This is a genomic window from Mesorhizobium sp. LNHC252B00, from assembly GCF_000502955.1.
Taxonomy (GTDB): Bacteria; Pseudomonadota; Alphaproteobacteria; order Rhizobiales; family Rhizobiaceae; genus Mesorhizobium.
Genome location: NZ_AYWO01000002.1, coordinates 114,563 through 129,159 on the forward strand (window position 1 = coordinate 114,563; position 14,597 = coordinate 129,159).

Genomic DNA, 14,597 nt, shown 5'->3' on the forward strand with positions numbered 1-14,597 from the left:
TGGACGCTCATCCGCTGTAGAGGAGACCAGATCGATCAGGCTCATCGAACCCGTATCGGGCCACAGGTCACGCCACGTCAAATGCACTACGCTCACGGTTCAGTTCACGAAATCAATTTTTGTCCTTGACGCCTCAGTCGACCATCACCACCCTAAGTTGTTGGATACGCATTCCAATCACATCGGGTGCTGTTCCGCGCCGATGCCAGGCGCACGTTCTCTCCTTCATGTGATGGGAACCACAACGCACTCCGATAGTTGAATAGATTGAGGAACCATCCGGCAGCCAGAACGGCTTTGAGGGCGGAATATCATGCGCGAGAATCAGTCCGACGTCTTCGACCTGTTTTCGGAGATTTATGCGAACGAGGGCCAGGAGGAAATCAGTCTCCAGCAGTACCTACTTGCCTGCCGGGAGGACAAATCGATGTATGCCTCGGCGCCTGAACGGATGGTCGAGGCAATCGGCGAGCCTAACCTGATCGACACCAGCAAGGACGAGCGACTAGGCCGCATTTTCTCGAACCGCACCGTCAAGATCTATCCATCCTTCTCCGACTTCTACGGCATGGAGGATACGATCGAGCGCATTGCCGGATATTTCCGCTATGCCTCCCAGGGACTCGAGGAGCGCAAACAGATCCTCTACCTCCTCGGCCCTGTCGGCGGCGGCAAATCCTCTCTGGCCGAACGGCTGAAGAGACTGATGGAGGAACGCCCGATCTACACGCTGAAGGCCGGCAACCAGGTCAGTCCGGTTTTCGAATCGCCACTCGGCCTTTTCAATCCCGATCGCATGGGCGACCTGCTGGAAGATAAATACGGGATAGCCCGGCGCCGTCTAAACGGGCTCATCTCACCCTGGGCGGCCAAGCGACTTGACGAATTGTCCGGCGACATTTCGAAATTCAGCGTGGTCAAGTTGAAGCCTTCGCGGCTGCGCCAGGTCGCCATCGCCAAGACGGAGCCTGGCGACGAGAACAATCAGGATGTCTCGGCCCTGGTCGGCAAAGTCGATATCAGGCAACTGGAAAATTTCAGCCAGTCCGATCCGGACGCCTATTCATACAGTGGTGGACTGAACCGAACCACCCAGGGCCTGCTCGAGTTCGTCGAAATGTTCAAGGCGCCCATCAAGGTCCTGCATCCGCTGCTGACCGCGACCCAGGAGGGCAGCTACAACGGTACCGAGAATTTCGGTGCCTTCCCCTATCAAGGCATCATCGTGGCCCATTCCAACGAGTCGGAATGGCAGCAGTTCAAGAACAACAAGAACAACGAGGCTTTCCTCGATCGCATCCTCGTGGTCAAGGTGCCGTATTGTCTGCGGATAACTGAAGAGAAACATATCTACGAAAAGCTGCTGCGGGAGAGCGAATTGGCCAACAGTTCCTGTGCCCCCGAGGTGCTGGACATTCTCAGCCGATTTACCGTCTCGACCCGCTTGGCCAAGCACGACAATTCGCCGCTCTACACCAAGATGCGCGCCTATGACGGCGAGAACCTCAAGGAAATCGACCCCAAGGCGAAACCGGTTCAGGAATATCGCGATGCCGCCGGCGTCGACGAGGGCATGGCCGGCGTCAGCACGCGTTTTGCCTTCAAGATCCTGTCGCAGACCTTCAACTATGACACCGAGGAGGTGGCTGCCGACCCCGTACATCTCATGTACATCCTCGAGGAGGCAATCAAACGCGAACAGTTTCCGAAGGAGACGGAAGCGGACTACCTGGAATTCATCAAGTCCGAGCTGGCGGCGCGGTATGCCGAGTTTATCGGCCACGAAATCCAGAAGGCCTATCTGGAATCGTACAGCGAGTACGGCCAGAACCTTTTCGATCGCTACATCGCCTATGCCGATGCCTGGATCGAGGATCAGGACTATAAGGATCCCGACACCGGTCAAATCCTCAATCGCGAGGTTCTGGACAATGAACTGTCGCAGGTCGAAAAACCGGCCGGCATCGCCAATCCCAAGGACTTCCGCAACGAGGTGGTGAAGTTCACATTGCGCGCCCGTGCAAGAAACCATGGCCGCAACCCGGCTTGGACAAGTTACGAAAAGCTGCGGGAAGTCATCGAGAAGCGCATGTTCGGCCAGGTCGAAGACCTTCTGCCGGTGATCAGCTTCGGCTCCAAGCAAGATAGCGTCACTGAAAAGCGGCACAATGAATTCGTGCAGCGCATGGTCGAGCGCGGCTACACCCAGCGGCAGGTGCGTCGCCTTGTGGACTGGTACATGCGGGTGAACAGGGCGGGTTGAGAGAGCCCGGGTGGTTCCATGCCGATCTTCATCGACCGTCGCCTGAACCCGAAGGACAAGAGCCTCGGCAATCGCCAGCGCTTTCTCAGGCGTGCGCGCGAGGAACTGAAGCGGAGCATACGCGATCAGATCCGCACCGGCAGGATCGCNAGGATCGCCGACGCCGATGCCGAGCACGCCGTGCCCATGCCGGAGAGCGGCACTGACGAACCGAGTTTCAACAACGCCCGCAACAGCGGCAGGCGCCAGCACATCCTGCCGGGCAACAGGCATTTCTCTCCTGGAGATCTGCTCCCTAAGCCCGGCGGCGGCGGCGCGGGAGGGGCGTCCGCGGGGAATACAGCGTCTGAAGACGACTTTCGTTTCGTGCTGTCGCGTGAAGAGGTGCTCGATCTTTTTTTCGAGGATCTCGAACTCCCAGATATGGTCAAGCTCAACCTCAAGGAGATCCTTGCATTCAAGTCGCGCCGGGCTGGCTTCGCCGCCACCGGCTCACCGACCAACATCAATGTTGTGCGCACCATGCGTAACAGCCACGGCCGCCGCATTGCGCTGAGGCGTCCTAAGCAGGAGGAGTTGGACGCGATCCTCAAGGAAATCGCCGCGCTTGAGTTGGTGCCATCCAGCGTGGCGGCGCGCCAGCGCATTGCGGCATTGAGGGAGGAGCTTGACCGGCTGGAGCGGCGGCGCAGGCGAATTGCCTATGTCGATCCGGTCGACATCCGCTTCAACCGCTTCGATCCCCGACCTGTGCCGAATGCCAATGCCGTCATGTTCTGCCTAATGGATGTGTCCGGCTCGATGGGTGAACGCGAAAAGGATCTGGCAAAGCGCTTCTTCGTACTGCTGCACCTGTTCTTGAAACGGCGCTACGAGCGCATCGAGATCGTCTTCATCCGCCACACGCATCTGGCCCAGGAGGTCGATGAGGAAACATTTTTCTACAACACGCAAAGTGGCGGCACTGTCGTTTCCACCGCGCTGGAGGAAATGCACCGAATTATTGATGCACGTTACCCCGCCCACGAGTGGAACATCTACGCTGCCCAGGCCTCCGACGGTGACAATTTCGGCGGCGATTCCGAGCGATGCATAGCATTGCTCAACGGCAAGCTCATGCGGTTGTGCCAGTATTTTGCCTATGTCGAGATCATCGACGAGCGTGAAGCCCATATCTTCGGCTCGACCGAAAACGGGACATCGCTATGGCGTGCCTATAGCGAAATCGACCTGAAATGGTCGAACTTCCAGATGAGCCGCATCGCCACGCCCGCGGATATCTACCCGGTTTTTCGCCAACTCTTCGGCAGACAGCCGGCTTCCCTCAAGGTTGCATGAGGGGATTCAATGGCCAGACAAGCCGGTAAATCCAGCCTGCTTTTTTCAGGGTCCGATTGGGATTTCAAGACATTGTCGAGGACCTATGACACGATCGAGGCAATCGCGATCGAAGAGCTTCATCTCGACACCTACCCGGTGCAGATGGAGATCATCTCGTCCCAGCAGATGCTCGACGCCTATTCATCGGTCGGCATGCCACTGATGTACCGTCACTGGTCTTTCGGCAAACATTTCCTCCACCACGACCTGCTCTATCGTAAGGGCGGTCGAGGGCTTGCCTATGAACTGGTCATCAATTCCAATCCGTGCATCGTCTATCTGATGGAGGAAAACACCATGGCCCTGCAGGCCTTGGTGACGGCCCATGCTGCGCTCGGGCATAATCATTTCTTCAAGAACAACCAGCTGTTCAAGCAGTGGACGGACGCCGGGGCGATCCTCAACTACCTGGATTTCGCCAAGGGCTACATTGTCCGTTGCGAGGAGCGGCATGGCCTCGCCGCCGTAGAGGCTGTCCTTGATTCCGCCCATGCGCTGATGGCACAGGGCGTGTTCCGCTATCACAGGCCGCCGAAGCTGTCGTCGGAACGGCAGCGTGAAGGACTTCGCGAGCGCCTCGAATACGAAGAGCAAACCTATAATGATCTGTGGCGTACGCTGCCACCGTCGCAGCAAAAGGCTAACGACAAGAGAGAAGACCCGGAGCGGAAGAAATCGCTCAACCTTCCCGAGGAAAACCTGCTTTACTTCCTGGAAAAGAACAGCCTGGTCCTGGAGCCCTGGCAGCGTGAGATCGTCAGGATCGTTCGCGTCATAGCACAATATTTCTACCCACAACGACAAACGCAGGTGATGAACGAGGGCTGCGCCACTTTCGTCCACTATACGCTGATGAACATGCTGTACGATCGCGGCCAGATCAGTGAAGGCGCCATGCTGGAAATCCTGCGGAATCATTCCAACGTGGTCTTCCAGCCGGCCTACGACGATCCGCGGTTTTCGGGCATCAACCCTTACGCTCTCGGCCTCGACATGATGCAGGACATCAAGCGCATTTCGACCGAACCGACGGCCGAGGACCGCGATTGGTTTCCCGACTTCGCCGGCCGCGGCAACTGGCTAGAGGTCCTGCTCGACGCCTGGGCAGATCACCGCGACGAGTCCTTCATCCGCCAGTATCTCAGTCCGAGTTTGATCCGGAAATGGCGGCTCTTCGTGCTCGGCGACGCTGCCGACCAACCGCATTTCGAGGTTGCCTCGATCCACAACGAACGCGGCTATGCCAAGGTCCGCGCCGCGCTTGCCCACAGCTACGAGATCGGAGCAAACCAACCGGACATCCAGGTGATGGATGTCGATCTGCTTGGTGACCGGCATTTGAGACTGCAGCACAAGGTCAATGACGGTATCCTTCTCGAGGAGGCCAGCCGTGACGCCACGCTTCGTCACATCCGCAGGCTTTGGGGTTACGAGGTCAGCTTGGCGGCCGTCGACGCCGAGACGGGCGCGGCGATCCACGAACGCTCGACGAGCCAGATCGCAGAATGAGGCTCCGTAGCGGGCTGGTTTTCATGGCGCCAAAAGTGCTCCGCGGTCCTGGGCGACATGCATGATCACACGACTTGAACCGAATGGCGTCGCTGTCTTCGTTTCGACGGGACGCGTTTTTAAGCGTCGCCGGCTGGCCTGATCCTCAGCCTGGCAATCCGGTTCTTGTCGCGCTTCATGACAGTGAAGCGCTTGCCGTGGAATGTGAAAGCCTGCTTCTCCTCGGGGATCGATTGCGTCTCGTGGATAACGAGGCCGGCAATGGTGGTCGCCTCCTCATCCGGCAGGTTCCAGTCGAGCGCCCGGTTCAGGTCACGGATCGGCACCGTGCCGTCGACGACGACGGAGCCGTCGGCCTCCTGCTTGACGCCTTGGATGTCGATATCGTGCTCGTCCGCGATCTCGCCGACGATCTCCTCGATGATGTCCTCCAGCGTCACCAGCCCTTCGACTTCGCCATATTCGTCGACGACGACGGCGAAATGCGCCTTGCGGCGCAGGAAGGCGTTGAGCTGTTCCTGCAACGTCGTGGTGTCGGGCACGAACCACGGTTTCGAGGCGATCTTCATCACGTCTATCCTGGAGAAGTCGTTGCCGACTTCGTTCAAGGCGCGCAACAGATCCTTGGCGTGCAGCACGCCGACGATGTTGTCGAGCGAGCCTTTCCACAACGGCATGCGGGTGTGCGGGCTCTGTAGCATCTCGCGCACCACCGCCTCTGGCGCGTTGTCGGCGTTGACCGAGCGCATGTTGGTGCGGTGGACCATGATGTCGGAGACTTCGAGTTCGGCGAGATCGAACAGCCCACCGACGCGGTCACGGTCCTCGCGCACGACCTGGCCGTCGCGGCGGAAATCGTCGACCGCGCCGCGCAACTCATCGTGGGTGGAGCGCCGCGGCTCGATGCGCGACAGCTCATAGCCGAAAGCGGCAAGCAGGCGCGTGCGCAAGGCAACGACCAGCAGGAGGAGGACGGCAAGGACAGCGACGACGATCCAGCCGGTCTCGTTCATCTCCGAGTGCTTTCCTTCGGGCTCGGATGGTTCTCCCTGAGGAACGACAGAACTTCCGAGGCCGGCACGTCCTTGGCGATGAAGGCTTGGCCGATGCCACGCGTCAGGATGAACGTCAGCGCGCCGCGCGACACCTTCTTGTCCTGGGTGATGAAGGCAAGCAGGCTTTCGGCATCCGGCAAATCGCCCGGGATATCGGCCATGCGCCAGGGTAGGCCGACGGTGCGCAGATGCGCCTCGACGCGTGCGGCATCGTCGGGACTGGCCAGGTTGAGCCGCGACGAGAACCGATGTGCAAGGGCCATGCCAATGGCGACACCCTCGCCATGGACGAGGCGGGATCCGTCATACTGGGTGGCGGCTTCCAGTGCGTGGCCGAACGTGTGGCCGAGATTGAGCAGCGCGCGGTCGCCGGTCTCGAACTCGTCGCGCGCAACAACGTCGGCCTTGGCCCGGCAGGCTTCGGCAATGGCCTGCGCCCTCTCCGGTCCGCCAGCAAAAACCTGGCCCCAGTTCCCTTCCAGCCAGGCGAAAAATTCCGGCCGGTCGATGAGCCCATACTTGGCGAGTTCGGCATAGCCGGCGCGGAATTCGCGGATCGGCAACGTGTCGAGCACTCCGGTGTCGGCCAGCACCAGCTTCGGCTGATGGAAGACGCCGACAAGGTTCTTGCCGCGCGCACTGTTGATGCCGGTCTTGCCGCCGACGGAGGAATCGACCTGCGCCAGCAGCGAGGTCGGGATCTGCACGAAATTCATGCCGCGGCGCACGATGCCGGCTGCAAAGCCGGCAAGGTCGCCGATAACGCCGCCGCCCAAGGCGATGACAATGTCGCCGCGCTCCAGTTTCGCAGCCAGCACGCCATCCACCACCTCTTCGAGATGGGCAAAGCTCTTGGTCTTCTCGCCGGGCGGCAGCGTGATGACGGCCGACTCTATACCGCCCGTTTCGAGGCCGGCCTTCAGCACATCGAGATGCGCTGCCGCGACATTGGCGTCGGTGATCACAGCGGCGCGGGTGCCCGGCAGGCGGCGCGAAATCTCCACGCCGGCGCGTGACAGCAGTCCCGAGCCGATCAGGATGTCATAGGTCCGCTCGCCGAGGCCGACTTGGACAATGACTGGCTGATCCAGGCTCATGATCTGACCTCGCCAGTCGCCGCAGTCTCATCGATGCCGAAATGCCGACACAGCGCCTCCACCACCTCGGTTGCGATGATCTCCTTGCGATCGTCGCGAGTCGGCACCGTGACATCGGATGTCGCATAGACCGGATAGCGCTCGCTCATCAGCCGCTCCAGCACGGCGCGGGGATCGGCACTTTTCAACAGCGGCCGGTTCTGCTTCTTGGAGACGCGGTCCATCAAAAGGTCGAGTTCGGCTTTCAGCCACACCGACACGCCGTGCGCAGCGATCGCCTCGCGCGTATGCGCGTTCATGAAGGCGCCTCCGCCCGTCGAAAGCACTTGTGGGCCATTTTCCAGCACGCGCAGGATGACGCGCTGCTCCAGTGCTCTGAATTCGGTCTCGCCGTAGCGCTCGAACAGCTCCGGAACGGTCATGCGCGAGACGCTTTCGATCTCCTGGTCGCTGTCGATGAAGGGCAGCGACAGCATCGTCGCCACCTTGCGGCCGATCGCCGTCTTGCCGGCGCCCATCAACCCGACAAAGACGATGGAACGGCTGCCCAGCCGACCGAGCAGCACGGCGTGGGTCTCGTCTGGAGGATTTGCTGGCAGCGCGTTCATCGGATGTATCGAGGGCCCTCTTTGCCGGCGTATCGACATGAAAAGCCCGTTTGCGTCAAGCGTGGCGAGCACCTTGAGCCCGATATGAGCTGACGGGGCTGCATCGGAAGTTCCTGACAGGCCTCAGCTTCTTCCTTGAATTGGTCTGATTGGCGTCCCATAAGGGGACAGGGTTTGGAAACGCAGAACAAGAAGACGGGCGAAAATTGATGCCGACACTGTTTCGCTTTGTCGTGATAATAGCGATTCTGGCCGGCATTGCCTATGGTACGATGTTCGCGCTGGTGATGTTCGTGGAGCCCAAGAAGGGTGAAATAAGCGTGCGCATCCCTCCGGAGAAGCTCAATCCCAAGAAAAGTTGAACGACAAGAAACGTTGAATGAACAGCGCCGCCCGCATCGAAGCCTTTTTGGAAATGATGAGCGCCGAGCGCAGTGCGGCCGAGAACACGCTTTCCTCCTACCGCCGTGACCTCGAAGACGCCTCTGGCGAGATCGATGGCGGGCTCGCCGGCGCGACCGCCACCGATATTCGCGCCTATCTCGACGACATCGCCGCGCGCGGCTTCGCGGCCACGTCGCAGGCGCGCAAACTGTCAGCGATCCGCCAGTTCTTCAAATTCCTCTACGCCGAAGGCCTGCGCGGCGATGACCCGACCGGCACGCTGGACAGCCCGAAAAAGCGCCGTCCGCTGCCTAAGACGATGAGCGAGGCCGACACCGGCCGGCTGATCGACCGCGCGGCACTTGAGGCCGGCGATCCCAGTCTCGGCAACGATGCCCGGCTAGGCAAGAGTGAGTGGCTGGCGGCACTGCGGCTGCATGCGCTGGTCGAGGTGCTTTATGCCACCGGCCTGCGCGTTTCCGAGCTGGTTGGCCTGCCGGTGACGGTGGCGCAGCGCGACGACCGCTTCTTCATGGTGCGCGGCAAGGGCGACAAGGAGCGTATGGTCCCGCTCTCGCTCAAGGCGCGTGCGGCGATGAAGACGTGGCTTGCCGCCCGCGCCAAGGTTCCAGCCTTCGCCGACAGTCCGTTCCTGTTTCCTGCCGCATCCGACAGCGGCTATCTCTCGCGCCAGGTCTTTGCTCGAGATCTGAAAGGGCTGGCGGCAAGGGCCGGCATCGCTTCGGCGAAGATCTCGCCGCATGTGCTGCGCCATGCTTTCGCCAGCCACCTCCTGCAGAACGGCGCCGATCTCAGGGCCGTGCAGCAGTTGCTCGGCCATGCCGACATATCGACGACGCAGATTTACACCCATGTGCTGGAAGAGCGGCTGGTGCGGCTGGTCAACGATCATCATCCGCTTGCCGACTAGGCCTCATATCGCTATGTGAGGACGACGTTTCACCGCCCGGAGCCTTGGATTCAAGGGTTCCGTCAGCCATTGCCTTCCGATGTATCGGTCCGCTCACGCATGTATAATTACCTCGATTTCGAAAAGCCGGTGCAGGACCTCGAGGGCAAGATCCTCGAGCTGAAGAAGCTCGCCGAGAATGGCGAAGCGGTCGATGTCGGCGACGAGATCAGCCGGCTCGAGAAGCGCTCCCGCGATGCGCTGCGTGACGCTTACAAGGCGCTGACGCCATGGCAGAAGGTGCAGGTCGCTCGCCATCCCGACAGGCCGCATTGCGTCGACTACATCAAGGGCCTGTTCAACGATTTCACGCCGCTGGCCGGCGACCGCAATTTCGGCGAGGACCAGGCGATCGTCGGCGGCTTCGCTCGCTTCCGCGGCGAGCCTGTTGCCATCATCGGCCAGGAAAAGGGTTCCGACACGACCAGCCGCCTGAAGCACAATTTCGGCTCGGTGCGGCCGGAAGGCTACCGCAAGGCGGTGCGGCTGATGGAACTCGCCGACCGGTTCAGCATCCCGCTGCTGACGCTGGTCGACACCGCCGGCGCCTATCCCGGTGTCGGCGCCGAGGAGCGCGGCCAGGCGGAAGCCATTGCCCGTTCGACCTCCGCATGTCTTAGGCTCAGGGTGCCGTCGATCTCGGTTGTCATCGGCGAGGGCGGCTCAGGCGGCGCCATCGCCATCGCCACTGCCAATCGCGTCTACATGCTCGAACACTCCATCTATTCGGTGATTTCGCCGGAGGGCGCGGCCTCGATCCTGTGGCGCGACACGACGCGATCCAAGGACGCGGCGACGAACATGAAGATCACCGCGCAGGATCTTCTTGAGCTGAAGATCATCGACGCCATCATTCCCGAGCCGCTCGGCGGCGCGCACCGTGGCGCCGAAACCGTGATCGCCGCGACCGGCGACCTCATCGCCAGGACGATGAAGGAATTTGCCGGCGCCAACACTGATTTCCGCGAGCAGCGCCGCGAGAAATACCTGGCAATGGGCCGCAGCCTTTAGATCATGATCCGGTCCCGGCGCCACAATGTGGCGGCGCGGAGCATTTTCGCCACAAAAATGCCGCTGCATTCGGCTCAGTGAGACTGCCGCTGGGGGATGCGTCGGCACTTGCGGTAAGGAATTTGTTAGGGTTAACGGGCTTAGGGTCCGTCCACGTTCAGTGCAGTAGCCGGGCATGAATTGCCCTCGCGCCAGAGAAAAGACGATATCCGCAGCCATGTTCGCCAAGCTTGCCCGCACCGGAATCCTGATAACTGCCCTCGGCGTTGCCGGCTGCAACAATTCATCGATGAAGGATTTCGCGCCGGAGGCCAACAAACCGCTGCCCGACAAGATCCTCGCCGACATGAGGGCCAAGGGCATGGTCCGCACCTCGTCGGTGATGGCCCGCATCTTCAAGGAAGAGGGCAAGCTCGAAATCTGGAAGGCCAAGACCAACGGCCGCTATGACATGGTCGCGAGCTACGACATCTGCAAATGGTCGGGCAAACTCGGGCCGAAATACACCGAAGGTGACCGCCAGGCGCCGGAAGGCTTCTACACGGTGCGTCCGGCGCAGATGAACCCGCGTTCGAACTACCATTTGTCGTTCAATATCGGCTATCCCAATGCCTATGACCGCGCCAATGGCCGCACCGGCTCCAATTTGATGGTGCACGGCGCCTGTTCGTCGTCGGGCTGCTATTCGATGACCGACGCTCAGATCGAGCAGATCTATGCCTTCGGCCGCGACGCTTTCCAGGGCGGCCAGACCGAATTCCAGATCCAGGCGTTTCCGTTCCGCATGACCGCCGCCAACATGGCGCGCTACCGCAACGATCCGAATTACGAATTCTGGAAGATGCTGAAAGTCGGCTACGACAATTTCGAGATCACCAAGGTGCCGCCGAAGGTGGATGTCTGCGAGAAGCGCTATGTCTTCAACCAGGTTGCCGCCGACGGCCAGACATTCGATCCGACCGGTGCCTGCCCGGCGACGACGCAGCCTGATTCGCTGAAAAGCGCCTACAATTCCTACATGAGCACCTACGACGCGGCGTTCAGCGGCGCGGTCAAGGCCAGCGTGCCGGCGCCTAAGCCGACCATTGCTGGCGTCAAGGAAGCCAGCATCGTTTCCGACTGGTCCAAGCGCAGGGCGCGCGGCGAACGCGTGCCGATCGACCCGCCGTCGCTCAACACCGACGGCTCCGTCACCGAGACGACCCGCATGGGCCGTATCGATTCGCCGGCAGGCCGCAAGATGGCCGCACTCGACGCCGAAAAAGCCGCCAAGCAGAAGGCCGAGGAGCAAAGGCTGGCGGCCATAGAGGTGGCCAAGAAAGCCAAGGAAGCCGCCAGGGCGCAGGCTCTGGCTGAAAAGGAGGCCGAGAAGGCCGCCAAGGAAGCGCCTGTCGCCACCGCCACCGTCACACCCCCTTCCGAAGCCGCGCCAGTGGCAGAAACGCAAGCGGCGAGTGCCGACGAGAGCCGGGTGACAAAGCTGAAGAACAAGCTGCTCGGCATGTTCGGCGGCTGATTTCACTCGTGGCTGACCGCGCCGCTGTCTATGACCTCAGGGGGCTGAACTGTCCCCTGCCCGTGCTTAAGGCCAAGAAGCGTCTAGCCGGGATGCAACCGGGCAGCCGGCTTTGGTTAGAGACCACCGACCCGCTCGCCGTCATCGATATTCCGGCATTCTGCTCCGACAACGGCCACCAACTCATCGAAACGTCCGCGGTTTCGGGCGGCCATCGCTTCTTGGTCGAACGCGGCGAGCCGCAATCATAGAGTTCAACGCCCGGCAATTGCCAGCGGGTTGTTTTCCAGCGCCGCGCGGTCGGGTGTATCGATCGACGGCCGGTTGGTGAAGGCGGCGAACAGCCGGCGGATATAGTCTTCAGGCATGTCGAGCGTGATCAACACCAGCCGCGTGCCACGCTGGCCATCGGGCCAGCCCGGCAATTGCACCGGCGGATGCAGGATTTTCTGCACACCATGGATAACCAGCGGCCGTGATGGATCCTCGCTGAGTTCGATGACGCCCTTCATGCGCAGCAAATGCTCGCCATGCGTCGAACGCAGCAGGTCGAGAAACATTTCGATGACCGAAAACGGTACCGGGCCATCATGCACCAGGGAATAGGACCGCACACGCGAATCATGGCGATGGCCGTGATCGCGGCCATGCTCGTGATTATGCCCGTCATGATCATGATGGTGGTCGTGATCGTGCGCCGCTTCGTCGCCGAGCCAGCGCCGAACATCGGCGGATTTGGTGGAGGGATTATAGAGGCCGCAGTCGAACAGCGCCGCCACGCCTGTCCCCGTGTCGCCGGCGTCGAACAATTCGGCGCCCGGATTGATCTGCCGCAGTCGCGCCCGCAGCGTTTCCAGTTCATGCGGATCGGTGACCAAATCGGCTTTGCTGAGCACGATACGATCGGCGACGGCAACCTGCTTGACCGCCTCGACATGGGCATCGAGCGTCGCTTCCCCGTTGACGGCGTCGACCAAAGTGATGACGCCGTCGAGCCGGAAGGCCTGGATCAGCGCCGGGTGCGCCATGATCGACTGCAGCACCGGCGCCGGGTCGGCCAGCCCCGTGGTTTCGACGATGACACGGGCGAGCCGGGCGATGCGGCCGGTCTGTAGCCGGTCGACCAAGTCGGCCAGCGTGTCGACCAGTTCGCCGCGCACCGTGCAGCACAGGCAACCATCGGAAAGCTGGATGATGCCGTCGGAAGACTGCTCAACCAGCAAATGGTCGATCGCCACCTCGCCGAACTCGTTGATGATGACCGCCGTGTCGGCGAGCGCCGGATCCTTCAACAGCCGGTTGAGCAGCGTCGTCTTGCCGGCGCCGAGAAAACCGGTCAGCACCGATACGGGGATCGGGAAGCCGCTCATTGATCTCTATCTGCATGTCTGAGCATGGTCTTTTTCCGAAAAGGTATAAAAATTTCGCTGTCGCGGACCTTCGGTTCGGATGGGCTCTAGTTCGCGACCTTGACCGGCTGGTCGCCTTGCGCCGCGGAGCCGGCAATCTTCGGGCCCGGGCCGGCCGGTGCCGGTCTGTCGGGCCGCCAACTCGGAATAGGCACGTCGGCGTAGTCCTGGCCGCCCTGGTCGAGAATAGCTTTCGGCGCTGGACCCGTGGCGCCGCCAAGGCCGACGGCAACCAGCGTCGGCACATGGTCGAGCTTTTTCTGATAGGTCGATTTCGGCACGTTCTTGGCAGCAACTGGCGGCGCTTCGGACTGTTCCTGACGCGCCTTCTTCTTGCAGATCTCGTCATGCATGTCGTTGGGCGAGACCAGATCGCCGTAGGGCGCCAGCGTGGTGACGGTGTCCGAGCCGGCGGCAGGCGTGTCAAATCCCTGGTCCAGCAATCGCGCGGCGGTCTCGGCACGAGTGACCGCCGACTTTTCGCCAAGCACCACCGCGACCAGCGTGCGCCCGTTGCGGGTCGCCGACCCGATCATGTTGAAGCCGGAGGGGCAGACAAAGCCGGTCTTCATGCCGTCGGCGCCGGGATAACGGCCGATCAAGAGATTGTAGTTGGGAATAGCCTTCTTGCCGACGGCAAGTCCTTCTATCGAAAACCAGGACGCATATTCCGGGAACTCGCGCCGGATGGCCATCACCAGGACGGCGAGGTCGCGTGCCGTCGTGTACTGGTCGGGCGAATAGAGCCCGTTAGGATTGACGAAATGCGTGCCGTTCATGCCAAGCCGGGTCGCCTCGGCATTCATCCGATCGGCAAAGGCTGCCTGGGAACCGCCGACATTTTCGCCGACGGCCATGGCGATGTCGTTGGCCGATTTGACCAGCATCATCTTCAGCGCATTGTCGAGCCGCATCACGGACCCTGGCTTGAATCCCATCTTGCTTGGCGGCTCGGAGGCGGAGTGTTTCGTCACCGTGATCGGCGAATCGAGCTGAACCTCGCCGGCCGCGATCGCCCGAAAGGTCACATAGGCGGTCATCAGCTTGCTCAGCGACGCCGGATACCAGCGCTTGAATGCATCCTGATGCTGCAGGATCTTGCCGCTGCCGAGGTCGAACACAACAATCGGATTGGCCAGCGCCGGCCCGACCAGGACCGACAGCGCTATTGTGCCAGCCGAGAATAGCTTGAGGAAATGCCTGTGCCGCATGATCAAATCCGAAATCGCCTCTTGCCGTAGTCGCCCCTGGCTCCGTAAGATTTCGTTACGTGATCGCCAGCATATTGGTCCGACCCTCAAAAACCGGACCGCATTGATGCGGTGCTATTTACCCTATGTGACGCCAAGATGGCAAAGTGCCTGGCGATCACAATTGCAAGCAGCGGACAACACC

13 protein-coding genes are annotated in these 14,597 nt (G+C 61.1%); 8 read left to right on the forward strand and 5 right to left on the reverse strand.

Going from position 1 to position 14,597, the window contains the following annotated elements:
- Window positions 1-313: 313 nt before the first annotated feature.
- The 3 genes from X744_RS166070 to X744_RS166060 all read left to right on the forward strand — a co-directional run bounded on the left by X744_RS166070 (window position 314) and on the right by X744_RS166060 (window position 5,152).
- The gene (locus X744_RS166070) at window positions 314-2,263 is read left to right on the forward strand and encodes a PrkA family serine protein kinase (protein ID WP_023757267.1); all 1,950 of its coding nucleotides are present in this window, start codon (window positions 314-316) and stop codon (window positions 2,261-2,263) included.
- Window positions 2,264-2,281: 18 nt separating this feature from the next.
- Window positions 2,282-3,601 carry a YeaH/YhbH family protein gene (locus X744_RS166065; RefSeq protein WP_023757268.1) on the forward strand — a complete coding sequence of 440 codons (1,320 nt, stop codon included), beginning with the start codon at window positions 2,282-2,284 and terminating at the stop codon, window positions 3,599-3,601.
- A gap of 9 nt (window positions 3,602-3,610) precedes the next feature.
- Window positions 3,611-5,152, forward strand: a complete 1,542-nt coding sequence (locus tag X744_RS166060; RefSeq protein WP_023757269.1) for a SpoVR family protein — start codon at window positions 3,611-3,613, stop codon at window positions 5,150-5,152.
- Window positions 5,153-5,271: 119 nt separating this feature from the next.
- On the opposite strand, the gene X744_RS166055 is transcribed toward X744_RS166060, so the two are convergent.
- The 3 genes from X744_RS166055 to X744_RS166045 are packed head-to-tail and all read right to left on the reverse strand — an operon-like array spanning window position 5,272 to window position 7,912.
- The gene (locus tag X744_RS166055) at window positions 5,272-6,165 is read right to left on the reverse strand and encodes an HlyC/CorC family transporter (RefSeq protein WP_023757270.1); all 894 of its coding nucleotides are present in this window, start codon (window positions 6,163-6,165) and stop codon (window positions 5,272-5,274) included.
- Complete coding sequence (aroB, locus tag X744_RS166050; RefSeq protein WP_023757271.1) at window positions 6,162-7,304, reverse strand: 3-dehydroquinate synthase; 1,143 nt, start codon at window positions 7,302-7,304, stop codon at window positions 6,162-6,164. Before aroB ends, X744_RS166055 begins: the two co-directional genes overlap by 4 nt.
- Window positions 7,301-7,912, reverse strand: a complete 612-nt coding sequence (locus tag X744_RS166045) for a shikimate kinase (protein WP_023757272.1) — start codon at window positions 7,910-7,912, stop codon at window positions 7,301-7,303. Before X744_RS166045 ends, aroB begins: the two co-directional genes overlap by 4 nt.
- 209 nt (window positions 7,913-8,121) lie before the next feature.
- Between X744_RS166045 and X744_RS166040 the strand changes: the two genes are divergently transcribed.
- The 5 genes from X744_RS166040 to X744_RS166020 all read left to right on the forward strand — a co-directional run bounded on the left by X744_RS166040 (window position 8,122) and on the right by X744_RS166020 (window position 12,044).
- Complete coding sequence (locus X744_RS166040) at window positions 8,122-8,274, forward strand: hypothetical protein (protein WP_023757273.1); 153 nt, start codon at window positions 8,122-8,124, stop codon at window positions 8,272-8,274.
- Window positions 8,275-8,291: 17 nt separating this feature from the next.
- Window positions 8,292-9,227 (forward strand): site-specific tyrosine recombinase XerD, encoded by a 936-nt coding sequence (locus tag X744_RS166035; protein ID WP_023757274.1) that lies wholly within the window; start codon window positions 8,292-8,294, stop codon window positions 9,225-9,227.
- A 99-nt stretch (window positions 9,228-9,326) separates the two neighbouring features.
- Window positions 9,327-10,277 carry an acetyl-CoA carboxylase carboxyltransferase subunit alpha gene (locus X744_RS166030; RefSeq protein ID WP_023757275.1) on the forward strand — a complete coding sequence of 317 codons (951 nt, stop codon included), beginning with the start codon at window positions 9,327-9,329 and terminating at the stop codon, window positions 10,275-10,277.
- Between the two features lie 217 nt (window positions 10,278-10,494).
- Window positions 10,495-11,793 (forward strand): murein L,D-transpeptidase family protein, encoded by a 1,299-nt coding sequence (locus tag X744_RS166025; RefSeq protein WP_023757276.1) that lies wholly within the window; start codon window positions 10,495-10,497, stop codon window positions 11,791-11,793.
- Between the two features lie 8 nt (window positions 11,794-11,801).
- Entirely contained in the window at window positions 11,802-12,044 is a 243-nt protein-coding gene (locus X744_RS166020) for a sulfurtransferase TusA family protein (protein WP_023757277.1), read from the forward strand.
- A 3-nt stretch (window positions 12,045-12,047) separates the two neighbouring features.
- On the opposite strand, the gene X744_RS166015 is transcribed toward X744_RS166020, so the two are convergent.
- On the reverse strand, window positions 12,048-13,163 hold the full coding sequence (locus X744_RS166015; RefSeq protein ID WP_023757278.1) for a GTP-binding protein: 1,116 nt from the start codon (window positions 13,161-13,163) through the stop codon (window positions 12,048-12,050).
- An 86-nt stretch (window positions 13,164-13,249) separates the two neighbouring features.
- Window positions 13,250-14,413: a D-alanyl-D-alanine carboxypeptidase family protein gene (locus tag X744_RS166010; RefSeq protein WP_023757279.1), complete on the reverse strand. Its 1,164-nt coding sequence runs from the start codon at window positions 14,411-14,413 to the stop codon at window positions 13,250-13,252.
- Window positions 14,414-14,597 lie beyond the last annotated feature (184 nt).

Coding starts and splice junctions, on each gene's coding strand:
- X744_RS166035 (WP_023757274.1), top strand. CDS start 8,292: ATGAACAGCGCCGCCCGCATCGAAGCCTTTTTGGAAATGATGAGCGCC.
- X744_RS166015 (WP_023757278.1), bottom strand. CDS start 13,163: ATGAGCGGCTTCCCGATCCCCGTATCGGTGCTGACCGGTTTTCTCGGC.
- X744_RS166025 (WP_023757276.1), top strand. CDS start 10,495: ATGTTCGCCAAGCTTGCCCGCACCGGAATCCTGATAACTGCCCTCGGC.
- X744_RS166030 (WP_023757275.1), top strand. CDS start 9,327: ATGTATAATTACCTCGATTTCGAAAAGCCGGTGCAGGACCTCGAGGGC.
- X744_RS166010 (WP_023757279.1), bottom strand. CDS start 14,413: ATGCGGCACAGGCATTTCCTCAAGCTATTCTCGGCTGGCACAATAGCG.
- X744_RS166045 (WP_023757272.1), bottom strand. CDS start 7,912: ATGAACGCGCTGCCAGCAAATCCTCCAGACGAGACCCACGCCGTGCTG.
- X744_RS166040 (WP_023757273.1), top strand. CDS start 8,122: ATGCCGACACTGTTTCGCTTTGTCGTGATAATAGCGATTCTGGCCGGC.
- aroB (WP_023757271.1), bottom strand. CDS start 7,304: ATGAGCCTGGATCAGCCAGTCATTGTCCAAGTCGGCCTCGGCGAGCGG.
- X744_RS166070 (WP_023757267.1), top strand. CDS start 314: ATGCGCGAGAATCAGTCCGACGTCTTCGACCTGTTTTCGGAGATTTAT.
- X744_RS166055 (WP_023757270.1), bottom strand. CDS start 6,165: ATGAACGAGACCGGCTGGATCGTCGTCGCTGTCCTTGCCGTCCTCCTC.
- X744_RS166060 (WP_023757269.1), top strand. CDS start 3,611: ATGGCCAGACAAGCCGGTAAATCCAGCCTGCTTTTTTCAGGGTCCGAT.